13 protein-coding genes and 1 tRNA gene are annotated in these 14868 nt (G+C 58.2%); 5 read left to right on the forward strand and 9 right to left on the reverse strand.

What is annotated here, in order from left to right; translation table 11 throughout:
- Positions 1-13: 13 nt before the first annotated feature.
- Both ACN085_RS05905 and ACN085_RS05910 read left to right on the forward strand, forming a co-directional pair.
- Positions 14-1366, forward strand: coding sequence for a sensor histidine kinase (locus ACN085_RS05905; protein ID WP_419110889.1), 1353 nt, complete (start codon positions 14-16; stop codon positions 1364-1366).
- On the forward strand, positions 1356-2372 hold the full coding sequence (locus tag ACN085_RS05910) for a hypothetical protein (protein ID WP_419110890.1): 1017 nt from the start codon (positions 1356-1358) through the stop codon (positions 2370-2372). Before ACN085_RS05905 ends, ACN085_RS05910 begins: the two co-directional genes overlap by 11 nt.
- Positions 2373-2849: 477 nt before the next feature.
- On the opposite strand, the gene ACN085_RS05915 is transcribed toward ACN085_RS05910, so the two are convergent.
- The 4 genes from ACN085_RS05915 to ACN085_RS05930 all read right to left on the reverse strand — a co-directional run bounded on the left by ACN085_RS05915 (position 2850) and on the right by ACN085_RS05930 (position 7828).
- Positions 2850-4310, reverse strand: coding sequence for a dihydrolipoamide acetyltransferase family protein (locus ACN085_RS05915; RefSeq protein ID WP_419099079.1), 1461 nt, complete (start codon positions 4308-4310; stop codon positions 2850-2852).
- Positions 4311-4331: 21 nt separating this feature from the next.
- Positions 4332-5321: an alpha-ketoacid dehydrogenase subunit beta gene (locus ACN085_RS05920; RefSeq protein WP_419099078.1), complete on the reverse strand. Its 990-nt coding sequence runs from the start codon at positions 5319-5321 to the stop codon at positions 4332-4334.
- Between the two features lie 4 nt (positions 5322-5325).
- Positions 5326-6501, reverse strand: a complete 1176-nt coding sequence (locus ACN085_RS05925; protein ID WP_419110891.1) for a thiamine pyrophosphate-dependent enzyme — start codon at positions 6499-6501, stop codon at positions 5326-5328.
- A 181-nt stretch (positions 6502-6682) separates the two neighbouring features.
- Positions 6683-7828 carry a histidinol-phosphate transaminase gene (locus ACN085_RS05930; protein ID WP_419104207.1) on the reverse strand — a complete coding sequence of 382 codons (1146 nt, stop codon included), beginning with the start codon at positions 7826-7828 and terminating at the stop codon, positions 6683-6685.
- 108 nt (positions 7829-7936) lie between these two features.
- Between ACN085_RS05930 and ACN085_RS05935 the strand changes: the two genes are divergently transcribed.
- A tRNA-Thr gene (locus ACN085_RS05935) sits at positions 7937-8011 on the forward strand.
- A gap of 86 nt (positions 8012-8097) precedes the next feature.
- Here the strand turns inward: ACN085_RS05935 and ACN085_RS05940 are convergent.
- The 4 genes from ACN085_RS05940 to ACN085_RS05955 form a co-directional block, all read right to left on the reverse strand.
- A complete protein-coding gene (locus ACN085_RS05940) occupies positions 8098-8340 on the reverse strand; it encodes a hypothetical protein (RefSeq protein WP_419099075.1) in 243 nt (80 codons plus the stop codon).
- Between the two features lie 35 nt (positions 8341-8375).
- Positions 8376-9227 (reverse strand): HpcH/HpaI aldolase/citrate lyase family protein, encoded by an 852-nt coding sequence (locus ACN085_RS05945; protein WP_419110892.1) that lies wholly within the window; start codon positions 9225-9227, stop codon positions 8376-8378.
- An 81-nt stretch (positions 9228-9308) separates the two neighbouring features.
- Positions 9309-10055, reverse strand: a complete 747-nt coding sequence (locus ACN085_RS05950) for an ABC transporter ATP-binding protein (protein WP_419110893.1) — start codon at positions 10053-10055, stop codon at positions 9309-9311.
- A gap of 32 nt (positions 10056-10087) precedes the next feature.
- Entirely contained in the window at positions 10088-11179 is a 1092-nt protein-coding gene (locus tag ACN085_RS05955; RefSeq protein WP_419104206.1) for an ABC transporter permease, read from the reverse strand.
- Between the two features lie 194 nt (positions 11180-11373).
- Between ACN085_RS05955 and ACN085_RS05960 the strand changes: the two genes are divergently transcribed.
- Both ACN085_RS05960 and ACN085_RS05965 read left to right on the forward strand, forming a co-directional pair.
- Positions 11374-12768 carry a sensor histidine kinase gene (locus ACN085_RS05960; RefSeq protein WP_419110894.1) on the forward strand — a complete coding sequence of 465 codons (1395 nt, stop codon included), beginning with the start codon at positions 11374-11376 and terminating at the stop codon, positions 12766-12768.
- Positions 12758-13387, forward strand: coding sequence for a response regulator (locus tag ACN085_RS05965; RefSeq protein WP_419110895.1), 630 nt, complete (start codon positions 12758-12760; stop codon positions 13385-13387). Before ACN085_RS05960 ends, ACN085_RS05965 begins: the two co-directional genes overlap by 11 nt.
- Before the next feature lie 137 nt (positions 13388-13524).
- Here ACN085_RS05965 and ACN085_RS05970 read toward each other — a convergent pair whose 3' ends face one another.
- Positions 13525-14715: an acyltransferase family protein gene (locus ACN085_RS05970; RefSeq protein WP_419110896.1), complete on the reverse strand. Its 1191-nt coding sequence runs from the start codon at positions 14713-14715 to the stop codon at positions 13525-13527.
- Positions 14716-14868: the final 153 nt, after the last annotated feature.

Genomic DNA, 14868 nt, shown 5'->3' on the forward strand with positions numbered 1-14868 from the left:
ACCCCTAAGGATTGTGCACCTGTCTACTGTTACCGGAGGCGCCTCTAAGGACCTGGCCCAGGCTCTCCAACCCTCAAGAGTCAATCGACTCCGCGCTTTCTCGCTGAAGTCGCTCAACCTCACTAGCGGCCAACAGCCACTGATGGGGCCGAGCTCCTTTGGTCTCTATTGCACCCTAGAAATTGTCTATTCCCTCATCGCGGTCGGCCTGCTCCTGCAATCTTTGGCCAATATTTCCGAGAACCGGGGCGGGGACTCTCTCTGGTACCTGGCCATTATCCCTGTGATAGTCACCCATGCCTCTTTGCTCATGTTCAACGGTGTGCGTAAAGAGGTTTCGGCCAGGACAGTTAATTTCATGCTTGTCATTGCCTACGGCACCTATATAGTGTGGCCTTTGAGTATCGGTGCCCAGCATTCGGCTATCCCCTGGTCCTGGCTTTTTGGTATCTACGCCATGCTGGTTCCGGTCTTTGAGGAAGAATCACGGGACGGCATTACCCACAGCATTGCTTTACCCGCACTACTGATTATCAGCTCGGTGGCTTCCCATCTTCTGACCGGAGTCCCCTTGAATCCCACCGAGCTGATTATCCGAGCTTGCTATTTGTGTTTTACCTGCGTTCTGCTAGCAGGTCTTGCGCGGTTTGCGCTCAAAGCCGTTAGGGAGTCTGATAGGACCTACTACGAGACGCTCTCAGCCCAGCTTCTACTCAACCGTTCACGTGACTATTCCCAAGAGCTACAGAACTTTGACAAGCTGGTGCACGATAATGTGATGGCCGCCTTGCTCGATGCCAGCCGCAACCCCGGGGAACTCCCCCAGCGCACCCGCCTGCTGGCACGCCGAGCTATTGATGTTCTTGAAGAGGAAAGCCTCAAGTCTCAGCCCCAGCGCCCCATTACCTTCCAGGCTCTGACCGAACAGATCGCTGAAGGCGTTGAGCCCTGGAACCAGCGCCTACGCTTTATCTCAGACTCCATGGAGAAGTACCCCCTAGCGAGCCCCGACTCTACGCTGCCCTATACGGCGGCACGCGCTTTTACCCATGCGGTCACCGAAGCTGTTTCGAACTCCGCCCGGCACTCAGGAACCCGCACCACACAGATTTCCATTCGTACCGAGCTGCGCAGACCCTACAACTCGACCCGGTCCGATGAGGAACGCCCCTATGTGCTCTGCACTATCTCGGATAGAGGCCAGGGTTTCTCCATGAAAGATATTGATTTCCGTCGCCTGGGTGTGCGTGTTTCTATGATCCGCAGCATGGAAGAAGTAGGTGGCAAGGTCACCATCACTTCTGCCCCTGAAAAGGGAACAACTGTCATTGTCCAGTGGCCCCATGAGGACCCCGATGCTGGTTAAGTACTATCGTTCCCGTCAGCTCACTCTGCTTCTGAGCGCTGTCACTCTCCTGGTTCTGGGCTCCTTCTTCTTCTGGTACTCCCAGTACACCACCAACCGCGCTCCTCACTGGGCTACCATCATCAGTCTCTACGCTATTGCCACGCTCCCGGTCTTCTTGCCCACTCAGCGGCTGGCTCTACCCGATGCGATGCTTCCCCTTATTACTATTTTGGGGCTACACAGCGTGGATATAACCTTGAGCGCTATGAGCCATTCAGTCACCTTCTCTAGCCTCTCCTGGCCGCTTATGGCCTATACTCTGCTGGCTATGGGTCTTGTTTCCCGCAGGCACACTTTCTACGGCTGGCTCTTCTTTGCAAGTTTTGTATTACTGGTGCTGAGCTGGCACAGCAACTACTTCTTAAGCCGGATCAATCTTTCTACCGAGTTCTATATCCCTTTCCTGCTCATGGTAGTCTGCACCATCGTGCCTCAGCAGATTGAGCAGGCCGTCTCTAAGACCCGGCAGGCTCGCAGTATGCGCATCATTGCCGATGCGGGCCGTACCGAAGAAGCAGATATGAGTGCTATTGCAACCCAGCGTGTGCAGGAAGTGCGCACTCTGACTGAAGACATGCTTCACCGTATTGCCTACAACGAATCACCCGTGAGCCGTGACGAAATGGACGAGTTTCGGTTTACCGAAGCTCAGCTGCGTGACACTATCCGCGGTCGCTATATCGTCAATAAGGAAATTCTTCATGCGGCCTGGCTTGCCCGCCAGCGCGGTGTCAAGGTAGATATTCTCGACGAGCGAGGAAGCGCTCTACCTGCCCGGCTCTCGATGATTCTGACCCAGTGCGCGGTCGACCTGTTCGATAAGGCCTCGGGCGGGACTATTACGGTTCGTGCTTTCCCTGCTGATGACCAGATAGCTGTCATGCTGGTGCACGATGGTAACTCAGAGGATGAGGAGCCCAGCGCAATCGAAATTTCTCAGACTGGCCTGGTTGAAAGGTTCTAAGAACCCCAGCCTACTCGGGGACACTCCCCCCGGCTTTTGTAGGCACCTTTGCCTTATTCAAAGAATTTTCTGAGGGCAAGCGTAGACCTATATGAGGACATACAAGCTGAGGTTACCCAGACTAAGATTTTAAGTAACTTGATAGCTGTTCAACGATGAGTCGGGGGACTCAGCTTTCTGGTGACGTTGGGGGACTGATCCAGAAAATGTAGAACAGCAAGTCAAGGGCATAAGGTAACCTACGGGGCCTGAACTTGTCCGGACCGATGTGTCCGGGGATTCGGATTTCTTGGGGGAGATAATTCGAATTCTGCTCCAGGTTTCGTACCTTGGCGTTGTGAGGCCTTCACCTGTTTCGGGTGGGGGCCTCGCCTCTTTAATCCTTTCGGGAGCAAGAGGTATCAAACCGCCTGCAAAAAGGCTCAGCCCGCGCATGCTGCCAGCTGAGCCTTTGAGTGTCTTTGGCAGATTTCTACCCTACATATCGAGGAGGAGGGCTGGTTCTTCGAGGATAGAGGCAACATCGGCCAGGAACTTAGCCGAAAGGTCACCGTCCAGCACACGGTGGTCGAAAGAGCCACCCAGGGTGGTGACCCAGCGCGGGATAACTTCCCCGTCCACGACCCAGGGCTTCTGCTTGATCGTGCCGAAAGCCACGATAGCGGCCTCACCGGGGTTCAGAATAGGCGTTCCGGTGTCGATGCCCAGGGAACCGATATTAGTGATAGTCAGGGTGCCTTCCTGCATCTCAGCAGGCTGGGTCTTACCCTCGCGGGCCCGGGCACTCAGGTCATTCAGCGCTACAGCCAGCTGACGCAGATTCATGCTCTGGGCGTCCTTGATGTTCGGTACCATCAGGCCGCGAGGGGTAGCCGCCGCGATGCCCAGGTTCATGTAGTGCTTAATCTGAATCTCTGAGTCGGTCCAGGTGGCGTTGACCTGCGGGGTGCGCGAGGCCGCCCAGATAACGGCCTTAGCAAGAATCAGCAAGGGGGTTACCTTAACACCCTCAAACTGGGGTGACTTCTTGAGGCGCTTGACGAACTCCATGGTGCGGGTAGCATCCACGTCCACAAAGATAGAAACGTGCGGGGCCTTGAAGGCGGAATCCACCATAGCCTTGGCCGTAGCCTTACGAACGCCCTTGACCCGGATACGCTCGATGCGGTCACCACCGGCCCCGGCGGGAATCCAGAAGCTGGTGGGGTCGGCGTTATCGGTAAAGTCAGCGGTTTCTGCCAGGCTCAGGTGGGCCGCAAAGTTGAGCAGGTCACGCTTAGTCACCTGTCCCCTGTCGCCGGTGGGGGTCACCTGTGCCAGGTCAATGCCCATTTCCTGGGCAGCCTTACGCACCGGAGGTTTGGCAAGAGCCTGGCGGCGGGGAACCTCAGAGTGTTCAGCCCCGGGCAAGTGTTCTGCTGTGCCCAGACGGCGCAAGACTCCCCCCATGCCGCTCTCTTCAAAGAACTTGCCTGCGCGAGCAGGCAGGGAAGTCAGCAGGGGCTTGCGCTGTTCAGCAAGCTGTGCTGCAGCAGCCAGGGGCGCCGGAGGCGGGGCAAGAGGAGCTGGCGAAGGCGCATTCTTCTTGCGTGTACGGCGCTTAACGGGATCAGCCTTAGGGCCTGAGCCCACCAGCGCGGCACCGGCACCGGGGTCCTTCTCAGCCTTAGCCTCAGGAGCGGATACCGCCTGAGCGGAGCCCTCAGCGCTAATAGCGATAATGGGGGTGCCGACCTCCACGCTCTGCCCCTCGGCAACCAGAAGGTCCTGCACCCTGCCATCGTAGGGCGAGGGAAGCTCTACCACGGACTTAGCCGTTTCAATCTCAACGATAATGTCGTTGAGCTTAACAAGATCACCGGGAGCTACTTTCCAGCTCAGGATTTCTGCTTCGGTGAGCCCTTCGCCCACATCAGGAAGGTTAAAAATCTGTGACATGGTATGTGCCTTTCGTGGGGGCTAGTAGGCCAAAGAACGGTCGACGGCTTCGAGCATACGGTCGATGCCGGGCACGTAATCTTCTTCTACCTTAGAGACTGGGTAGGGCATGTGGTAGCCGCCCACGCGGATAACGGGTGCTTCAAGGTGGTAGAAACAGCGTTCGGTGATTGCCGCAGAAATATCGGAGCCCAGGCCACCAAAGGTCGGTGCCTCGTGGGCTACTACCAGGCGGCCGGTCTTCTGCACAGAGGCCTCAATGGTCGGGACATCCAGCGGGGACAGCGAGCGCAGATCCAGCACCTCAATATCGTGTCCGTCTTCGGCGGCAGCTTCTGCTGCGGCCAGGGCAACGGGCACAAGTGGCCCGTAGGTGGCGATGGTCAGTTCGGAGCCTTCCCTGACGACCTGCGCGGTAAAGGGGTCAAAGTTGGCGTCAGCAAAATTGACTTCGCCCTTCATCCAATAGCGGCGTTTGGGTTCAAAGAAAATGACTGGGTCGGGGTGGGCGATTGCTGTGCGGAGCATCCAGTAGGCATCGTGCGGGTTAGATGGGGTGATGACGCGCAAGCCCGGGGTGTGGGTGAACAGGGCTTCGGGTGATTCTGAGTGATGCTCGATGGAGCCAATCATGCCGCCGTAGGGGATACGCACGGTCACGGGCACCTGGTACTGGCCGTGGGTTCGCCCGTGCATCTTGGAGAGCTGGGAGGTGATCTGGTTAAAACCGGGAAAGACAAAGCCGTCGAACTGAATTTCGGGGACGGGCCGGTAGCCGCGCAGGGCCATGCCGATGGAGGTGCCGATAATACCGGCTTCACCCAGGGGTGAGTCCATCACACGGGTAGGGCCGAAGGTCTCTTGTAGCCCCTCGGTTACGCGGTAGACGCCGCCCAGTTTTCCGATGTCTTCGCCCAGGGCTAGCACCTTGCGGTTGCTGGTCATCTCGTCGTGGAGGGCCCGGGTAATAGCCTTGGCCAGGGTGAGGGTTTCTCTTATCTGCTCGGTCATGTCTTTATTCCTCTTCGAACCCTTCGGTGTAGGCGCGGTGGAAGGCTAGGTCGTCCTCTACCTGCTGGTGGGGTTCGGTGTAGGCCCGGCTGAGGTAGGTTTCAAAGTCTGCTGGCTGGCTAGCAAGCACAAAGTCACGTACACCCCTGACCTGGGAGTCAGCAAAGTCAGTGACCTCAGTGAAGAAGGTGTCGTCCGCGTACCCGGCTGAGCGCAGGTATTTTTCGAGTCGGGTCATAGGGTCAAGCTGAGCGAAGGCGGCCTCGTCCTCGGAGGCGCGGTACTTGGTGGGGTCATCGGCGGTGGTGTGGGGGCCCAGGCGGTAGGTTTCAGCCTCAATCAGCACGGGGCCTTGTCCCGCCCTAATTTTTTGCATAGCGTAGCGGGTTGCGGCATAGACGGCGAGCACATCGTTACCGTCTACCCGGATACCTTCAAAGCCGTAGCCGGCGGCCCGGGTTGAAATGGGCACGCGGGATTGGACGCTAAAGGGTACGGAGATAGCCCACTGGTTGTTCTGCACAAAGAAAAGGACCGGGGCGTTGTAGCTGGCCGCAAAAATCATGGATTCGTGGACGTCGCCCTCGGTGCTGGAACCGTCACCAAAGTAGACAACAACCGCAGGTTTCTCGGGGTCGGTAGCCGGGTCGGTGGCTTGCCCCTGTCCGGTCTGGTACTGCCCGGTTTCGGCCTGGATTTGGGCATCGAAGTTAAGGCCCATGGCATAGCCGGTGGCATGGACAACCTGAGCGGCAAGGACCAGAGTGTAGGGGTGCACATTGTGCTTTTTAGCGTCCCAGCCCAGGGTGCCGGTGCCGGTAAAGAGCGGGGTAATTTCGGTGGGGTCAATCCCCCGCTCCAGGAGCACGCCATGCTCGCGGTATGAGGGGAAGATGTAGTCGTTAGGTGCCAGTGCACGGGCGGAGGCTATCTGGGCGGCCTCCTGCCCCACAGACGGAACCCAGAGAGCTAGCTGACCCTGCCGTTGCAGGGAGGTCATTTCACTGCAAAAACGGCGGGTGAGCGCCATGGTACGGTACATGTCTTTGAGATCTTCGCCGGTGAGCTCATCGGCAAAGGAGCTAAAGCTAGCGTGAGAGCTAGTAGTTCCGGTTTCATCCAGAAGTTGGATTCGCTCCGGGGTCCCCCAGGGGTTCTGGGGGCTTTTTGTTTGTGACATGCGTGTCTCCGGGTCCAGGTCTGTCTTTTTCTCTTGTTTAACCCTACGCCCGCTCTCGGCAGGGCAGGGCCTTATTTTTAGAATTTTTGACTGTTTCTTTACAAATAATGAGTTTACACAGACTCTGGCTCCTCCCCTACCCCGCAGGTTTCAGGGAGAAGCCAGCGCCGGAAAAATCCCCTTATTGGAGGGCAGGAGCTACTGAACGGTGAGGGAACTTTTCTGCAAGGGTGAGCAGGCGGGCGTTGGCCTGATCTTCACCAATGCTGACGCGTACGCCCTCACCAGCAAAAGCCCGCACCGAGAGAGCATGTGCCTCGGCCTGCTGAGCAAAGGCAGTTGTGTGTTCACCCAAGGGTAGCCAGACAAAATTAGCCCTGGTTTCGGGAACCCAGTAGCCCAGCTCCTTGAGCCCGGTCACTACTTTTTCGCGTTCAGCTACCAGGTGCTCTACCCGCTCCATGACCTCATCGGCGTGCTCAATGGAGGCGATAGCCGCCTGCTCAGCAATTGTTGTAACGGCAAAGGGGGTAGCAGCCACCCGCAGGTAGGCGGTGATATCGGGGTGGCTGATGGAGTAGCCAACGCGCAGGCCCGCTAGGCCCTGTGCCTTGGAGAAGGTGCGCAGCAGCACCACATTGGGGTAGTCCCGGTAGATATCCAAGCCGTTGAGGGGCGGCTCCTGGCCCTCAGGGATTTCAGAAGCGGCACAGAACTCAAAGTAGGCCTCGTCAATAACCACCAGCAGGTCCTGAGGGACCTTACGGAGGAAGTCCCGCACCTGACTTTCAGTCACTGCTGGGCCGGTAGGGTTGTTGGGAGTACAGATGAGAATAACGCGAGTGCGGTCGGTGATAGCCGCCGCCATGGCGTCAAGGTCATGGGCGCCGTTGGGTAGGTTGGGTACCTGGACGCTCTTAGCCCCGGCGAGACCCACACAGATGGGGTAGGCCTCAAAGGAGCGCCAAGCGTAGATGACCTCGTCCTGGGTACCGTCTTCGTTGGCACCGGCGAAAGTTGCCAGAATCTGGTTGAGCGCACCCAAGCTACCTGCTCCGGTCACGATGTCCTCGGGGTCAACCCCCAGGTACTCACCCAGGCGGGTGCGTAGGGCGGTTGACAGCGGGTCCGGGTAGCGGTGGGCAGTGTCAAAGTCAGCAAGCACCTGAGCGACAGAAGCAACCGGCCCGAAGGGATTTTCGTTGGAGGACAGCTTGAACCGTTCTAGCCCTTCCACAGTGGCAGGGGGCTTGCCGGCAGAGTACTTGGGGAGTCGAGAGAAAACGGGGCGGGGGCGCACACCGTCATTTTGAGTAATCTGAGTCATAGACCCAATTCTAACCAACCAGCGCCCCAGGGAGAACGCCCCAGCATCACAGCTGGCAGGTAGCCTTGCCTTTCTGATAGAGTTGCTTCGTCCGCGCAGGCGCGGCTGGCCTCCATAGCTCAGGGGTAGAGCATTTCCCTCGTAAAGAAAAGGTCGTCGGTTCAAATCCGACTGGGGGCTCCATAAGACGGCTAAGGGCCGCTTCCGAGAACACTCGGAAGCGGCCCTTTGTCTCTACCAGCTCGGTCAGCCCCGGCTAGCAGAAAGCTCTAAGACCGGTCCTCGTCAATGTGATGAGCCGTGCTGTAGCCAATCAGATAAGCCCACATCCAGGCGCTTACCGGCACCAGAAAACACAGCGCTAACAGGCTGGTGTCATTGTCAAAAATCCACCGGTAGAACCACCAGATTCCCGCCGAAGGAACAAGTAGTAGCGCAAAGAGACGCAAGAACCCGGGTGCGTAGCCCCCCTGAGGGGTTCTGCGGGCTTGAAAACCAAAATAATTTTTCACGGTGCTTATCTTTCTTGGCTCACCTAGGGAAAACTCTAGCTACGCCACAGGCCATAGGTCTTGGCAAGTGATGATACTTTTCGGGCACGCGCCAAACGTGGCAGATAGGAACCGTCCTTGGGTACAGAATCGCCTTCGCTCTTCTGCAAAAGCTCCCGCGCCCAGGCAATTTCGTCGGCGCTCGGGGCAAGCCCCAGATTGATAGTCTCGGTCTGTGCCGGGTCCAAGGTCAGTTTACCGGTCATGCCGTGGCTGGTGGTCACCGCGCAGTCCTTAAGCAAGTCCCCGCTGTGCTTGCCCACAGAAGGCCCATCAATCGGGCCTGCCAGCCCGCCCACGCGGGAGGCCAAGACCAGCTGTGACCGCGCATAAGCCAGCGCAATCGGGTCGGCTGAAACTCCGGTGTCGCGGCGGTAGTCACCCACACCAAAAGCTAGGCGGAAGGTACCGGGAGCCTTGGCAATACGCACCACATTCACCATGCCCAGGGCGGTCTCAATCAGCGCGATGACCGGAGTACCGGCAGGGAGCATCATAGCGGTACGAGTTACATGGTCAGGGTGTTCGGTCATAGCAAGCATGACCCCCTTGAGCCCCTCCGCACGGTTCAGCGCTTCAAGGTCTTTAGACCAGTGTTCACTGTCAATCGCGTTGATACGCACCCAGGCCGAAGCCCCCTTATTGAGCATGGCAACGATGTGCTCACGGGCAGCATCTTTGGCTTTCTCGGGGCAACCGTCCTCAAGGTCAATGATGACCGAATCTGCTTCTGATTCCAGGGCTGCTGCAATGGTCTGTTCGGTTGCATCAGCTGATACTAGAAGCCAGGATCGAGAAAGTCGGGCGGGCAAAGATGCGGCGCGTTCGTTGCGGTGGAAATTAATCACGGGATCCTCGTTAAGGTGGGTCTGACCCTCTCAAGTCTACCCCCGCAAGAGCTACCCGCTGCGGGTTCTTCCCGGCCCGCCTTAGAGTGTGAGCAAACGCCCGTCCACCATATGTAACTGGCCGGTAGCCAGCGCGGCCTGCTCGGCATCGTGGGTAATCATGAGCGTGGCAGTATTGAACTCGGCAGTGACCTGTGCCAGCAGTCGCACAATCTCTTCCGAACGCTCACTATCTAGGGCACTCGTTGGCTCATCGGCCAGCAAAAGCGCTGGCTGGCTCATCAGGGCGCGAGCAATATTGACTCGCTGACGTTGCCCACCCGAGAGCTGGTGCACCTTGCGGTGGCTGGCAGCAGAGAGCCCTACCAGATCAAGAAGGTCATGGGCCTGTGACCTAGCTGCCCGTAGCTCTGCCCCTCGAGCTCCCCCAATGCGTGCTACCAGTTCTAGCTGTTCTGCAGCGGTGAGTGAGGCAATCAAGTTGGGTTGCTGGAAGATAATGCCGATGGTGGTGCGGCGGAGTTCAGCTAGCTGGGAGTCCCGGTAGCCGGTGGTATCTACACCGTTGATGAGGCGGCTACCGGAGGTAGGGGTGATCAGCCCCGCCGCCACAGACAGCAGGGAGGATTTACCGGAGCCAGATGCGCCGGTCAGGGCAAAGAAGTCACCCCGCTCTACCGTCAGGTTGATGCCGTCCAGGGCGCGCGCGGTCAGGGTTTTTCCGGAGCTATCAACCCCGTCGGGATAGTCAAGGGTGATATCGCGTAGCTCGAGGGCGGCGGCAGCTGCGGCTTGGGTAGGTAGAGAGCCTGGCAGTACAGAGGTCATGGGTTTACCTTTCGGGATTAGATCAGAATTAATTAGTTGCCACCCAGGGCGAGCATGGGATCAACGGTTGCTACACGCCGTAGAGCGATAAGGGCACCGCCCATACCTAAGGCCCAGATTCCAGCTGCTGGTCCGGCAACTGTCAGGGGTGAGAGCTGGAAGGGTACAGTGCCCGAGACGAGAGCCCCTAGCGCCCAGCCAGCTAGGGCACCGCTGAGAGTTCCTAAAGCCAGAATTAGGCCAGCCTGGGCCAGGGCATCACGGGTCAGGAAAGCACGAGAAGCACCTAGCGCTCGCATGAGGGCGATATCCCGAGTGCGCTGAATGGTCCACACAGTCAGGAAGGAAACGATGACTAGGGCAGAAATACCGTAGAGGAAGCCCTGCATGGTCGTCAGTGAGCCGTGCTCTGATGAGTAGGCGGGCAGGGCCGCAAAGGCTTGCTTGGTGGTCAGTGCCTGGGTTCTGGTTGCTGTGGCCGTGGCATCTACATGGCTAGCGCCCTGAACTGCTAGCACTGTTCCCAGTACGGCATCTGGCCCTGTGGTTGGGTTCTGGTGGGTGAGCTTCTGCCAGGTGCTGGTGGTGATCCAGCCTGCGGGGGTGTGGGAGTAGTAGGTGTCTTCAGCGATACCTGTCACAGTGAGTTCAGTACCATTCACGCTCACGGTATCACCCACCCCTGCACCTAGGTCGTGGGCCTGGCTCAGGGGGAGGACGATCTGGTCATCAGCTGCTTCAGAGCCCTCATGCAAGGGAGCGGTGGAGGCGGGCAGCTGAGAACCCTGGGGGGTGGCGATGAGGGTCATGGGTGCGGCTCCTTTGCCCTCAACCTTAGCCGTCAGGAAGCCCACCGGGGTAACCCTGTCTGCCTCTTCCTGCCATTGCTGGGTGAGACTGGTAGTCACACTGGAGTCAGTGAAAGAAGCCTTAGCTCCGGCTGTATCGGAGGCGAAAATAAACCGGTCGGCCCCCATTTTTTGGAGGGCATCGGTGTTTTGTCGCCCCAGCCCCCCGGTCAGCCCCGTCAGCATAACCAGGAGCAGGGTAATGAGGGTGACCGTTGCCCCAATAAGGGTAAATCGGCCCTTAGCAAAGAGGATATCGCGCCAGCCAACAAACATGAGATTTTACCTTTCAGAAGACAATCCCCGTATCAGGGGCTATATCTATCTGACCAGTTCACCGACCCTTACTACATCGGGGTAAGGGTTGAACCTATAATCAACCGTTTGGACGATAGCGGGGGAAGCGAGGTGAGGCTCTGAGAGGGCTAGACTGGTTGGGGTAAGACTTGCTTAGTTCAGTAAGGATGCTCGTGCCCCTTGCCCCACCCGCCTCCGCTGCCTCTGGCGGTAGCAGGCAGACGTTACTGGTGCTCACTACTCTGAGAGTGAGCTTGCACGTCATGTTCGCTTTCCTACTCATTTTTGGTGCTGTTTTGGCTCTAGTGGGCAGCGTCTACCAGCCCCGCCACACCGCTATCGGGGTCCTGACACTTACCCTGGGGGCTATCTACCTGGCAGGTACGGTCTATGAGAAGCGGCGCGGCCTACCTCAGCGGTTGAGGCTGGCAGGTTTTCCCTTGGCCTCCGGTGGTACTTTGCCTTTTAGCCCGGCTCATCTCTGGTTGCTTGTCATTACAGGTTTGTGGCTGGCGCTGATGTGTTTGGATAGCTCGTTTACCTGGGCTGTTTTCCCCGTCATGTTCCTCTACCTGCACCTCTTGCGACCTCTAGCCGGGGTGCTGGCTACCGGTGCGCTGTGCCTTCTGGCGGTTGCTTTGCCTTTGGTGGGCCCTGCCGGGTTCGGCCTGGATCGTTTACGGGCTGAGGGTCTGACTCCGGGGTACCTGGTAGGCCCTACGCTGGGGGCTATCTTGGCTGTAGTTATCTCTTTTACCTACCGGGCACTGAGACAGGATGCAGCCCACCAGTTTCGGCTAGCTGAGCAGCTCAGGGCGGTGCAGGCCGAGCTGGCTCAACAGCAGTACCGGGCTGGAAAGATTGCTGAGCGCGAGCGCCTTGCCCGGGAAATACACGATACTTTGGCCCAGGGGCTATCGTCGATTGTTCTGGTGTCCCGTGCGGCCTCAAATGCCTTGGCATCAGGTGATACTGCGCTGGGGAGGGAACGATTGCAGGTAATTGAGCAGAGCGCGTCCACTAACCTGGCAGAAGCCCGCCGTTTTATTCATGACTTAGCTTCGCCCGCGCTGGATAGTTCTGTGGTAGGTGCTTTGAGCTCTTTGGTCGCTTCGACGCAGGCCACTCAGCAGGCGGCGGGTCTTGACTTCCGGTGCTCTTTGACCGTTGATGGTGATGAGTCTGCGGTGAACCGGCTGCCTGAGCCGATTGCCTCTACCCTGGTGCGGGTAGCCCAGGGTGCGTTGGCGAATGTTGCTGCCCATTCTCAGGCCAGTCAGGCGGTGATGACGCTCAGCCTGTGGCCGGGTGAGGTGGCACTGGATGTGTGCGATAACGGGGTTGGTTTTGACGTTCGTGCGCTCTCACCGGTAACGGATAAGGCTGAGGTTGCCCTAGCGGAGGGTAGCACCGGCTATGGGTTGATCTCTCTGACTGCCCGGGTAGACCAGGTGGGTGGGACCCTGAATATTGAAAGTTCTCCTGGCGCTGGTACCGCCTTGTCTGTCCGTTTACCGGTAGAGGGTGTACTGGCTGCCCCGGCTTCTGGAGGTAACTATGACTGTTAAGGTTGTGCTGGTCGATGATCACCCGGTAGTCAGGGCTGGTTTGGGTGCCTTGTTTGCCGGGTTTAGCGACATCGAGGTAGTGGCAGAAGCCTCCGATGGGGGTCAGGCTGTTTCGGTTGTACAGGAGCTAACCGTACGGGGCGAGGCCCCCGATGCGGTGGTGATGGACCTTCAGATGAAACCTATGGGCGGGGTGGAGGCGACTCGTCTGCTGGTGGCTATGGGGGGTCCTCCAGTGCTGGTGCTGACTACCTTTGATACGCAGGCCGATATTGTGGCAGCTGTTGAGGCCGGCGCTCTGGGCTATTTGCTCAAGGACGCCCCGCCAGAGCAGGTGCATACGGCTGTACTAGCTACGGCGCGGGGCCAGAGGACGCTCTCGCCCGAGGTCATGGCGGCGCTGGTGGACCGGATGCAACGGCCTACTGTGACTCTTTCAGCGCGGGAAACTGAGCTTCTTGAGCTTGTTTCTACCGGTGCAACCAACAAGGAGCTTGCGCAGAAGCTCTTTATTTCGCAGTCCACGGTAAAGACACACCTGGTGCATATTTTCACCAAGTTGGGTGTGGATAACCGCACGGCCGCTGTGGCGGCGGCACGCGCGCAGAACCTCATCTAGTTGTATGGTGCGGGTGTGGTAGCTCCCGTGTAAGGAGGAAGGCCTGCTTTGTGCCCCGCCAACTGGCTCGGGGTTGGTCTTCTAGGGCCTTGGCGGGCACAAAGCAGGCCGGGGTGGATACCTTCTCGGGCAGAAGCCTAAGACTTCTGCTTGTTCCAGGGAATGACAACAGGGGTGTCAGCTGGAGCGGGTGCTGGCTTCTGGTCTTGCTTCCAGCTGGCCCCAAAGCGGCGGTCTTTAAAGCGCTGGACGGGGACCTCAACCATGAGGTAAATCAGTACACCCGCGAGAAGGCCGGGGGGCACCAGAAGAGCAACCTGGGCCAGAAGGGGCAGGTCCTGCAGGTGGCCTTCGATTGCTTTGAACAGCACATCGTGTACCAGGTAGATACTGTAGCTCGACAGGCCAATGAGTTGCAGGGGCCGCCAGGCTAAGAAGCGGTGGATAGCCGCGCCCAGGGGCTGGCGGGAAGCTACCAGCCCCCAGAGCATAATGGTGGAAGCTGACCAGGCCTGGAGCGAGTAGCGCACGGTTTCGCGGAAGGTTGTATCGCGGATGACCAGGGTCATCAGGTAGACCCCTATGGCGGTGAAGAAGACCCAGTTACGGCCCAGGAGCGGGATAGTGTACCCGTCTCGTGTCAGGCCCCCGGAAGGCATGTAGTGCTTGCCTGCTAGGTGGCGTCCTCGGACCATTTCATCGTCGCTGTATCGGTGGTACCAGAGGGCGGTGAGCATGCCGATAGCGATTGCTTCAAGGCGGGTATCGGTGCCGAAGTAGATGCGGTCGCTGCTGGCACCGGCATCGAACAGTGCCCACCGTGACAGGGCCGAGTACAAGATAAGGGATAGGCCCAGCAGCGTCAGGGCCTTCCGGTAGTTGCGCCAGCGCACCATGAATAGCCAGAGGATGGCAAAAACCAGGTAGAACTGCTCCTCGATGGAGAGCGACCACATCACGTGGCTACCGGGTAGCACGGTGATGTGTGAGTCCAGGTAGCGCAGGTTGAAGAAGAAGAAAACCTGGCCCAGGACGTCAAGGGGGTCAAGGGTTCCGCCGAGCGCCCAGTAGACGATGGTGGGCAGGACTATGACGAGGATAAGGGGAGGGGCAATTTTGAGGAAGCGGCGGATGTAGAAGCCCGATACATCGAATTTGCCGGTTTTGTCGCGTTCTCGAAGAAGCAGGTAGGTGATGATGAAGCCTGAAATGGCAAAGAAGATGGTTACCCCGGAGCCGCCCGGCACAAATTTTAGCCCTGCGTGTGAAAAGACCACAAGTAGCACCGCAAAGGCGCGCATGGCGTCTATGTGGGCGTAGCGGTTCATAGGCTTACTTCTCCCCTAAAAGCGTGTGTGATTGTGCCTTCTTTAAGCGTAATTGCACGCGCGCTAACTTTACCTGTACTTTGGTCTTCTTAATAGGTACGGTTTAGGGGATATTTACGCGGTCTTGGCGACAAATCCCGGAGTGTAAAAAAG

It is taken from the genome of Rothia sp. P4278 (assembly GCF_048512945.1).
Lineage (GTDB): Bacteria > Actinomycetota > Actinomycetes > Actinomycetales > Micrococcaceae > Rothia.

What these genes read in the sequence shown, in the direction of transcription:
- ACN085_RS05910 (WP_419110890.1), top strand. Translation starts at nt 1,356, where the DNA reads ATGCTGGTTAAGTACTATCGTTCCCGTCAGCTCACTCTGCTTCTGAGC.
- ACN085_RS05920 (WP_419099078.1), bottom strand. Translation starts at nt 5,321, where the DNA reads ATGACCGAGCAGATAAGAGAAACCCTCACCCTGGCCAAGGCTATTACC.
- ACN085_RS05965 (WP_419110895.1), top strand. Translation starts at nt 12,758, where the DNA reads ATGACTGTTAAGGTTGTGCTGGTCGATGATCACCCGGTAGTCAGGGCT.
- ACN085_RS05930 (WP_419104207.1), bottom strand. Translation starts at nt 7,828, where the DNA reads ATGACTCAGATTACTCAAAATGACGGTGTGCGCCCCCGCCCCGTTTTC.
- ACN085_RS05950 (WP_419110893.1), bottom strand. Translation starts at nt 10,055, where the DNA reads ATGACCTCTGTACTGCCAGGCTCTCTACCTACCCAAGCCGCAGCTGCC.
- ACN085_RS05970 (WP_419110896.1), bottom strand. Translation starts at nt 14,715, where the DNA reads ATGAACCGCTACGCCCACATAGACGCCATGCGCGCCTTTGCGGTGCTA.
- ACN085_RS05955 (WP_419104206.1), bottom strand. Translation starts at nt 11,179, where the DNA reads ATGTTTGTTGGCTGGCGCGATATCCTCTTTGCTAAGGGCCGATTTACC.
- ACN085_RS05925 (WP_419110891.1), bottom strand. Translation starts at nt 6,501, where the DNA reads ATGTCACAAACAAAAAGCCCCCAGAACCCCTGGGGGACCCCGGAGCGA.
- ACN085_RS05915 (WP_419099079.1), bottom strand. Translation starts at nt 4,310, where the DNA reads ATGTCACAGATTTTTAACCTTCCTGATGTGGGCGAAGGGCTCACCGAA.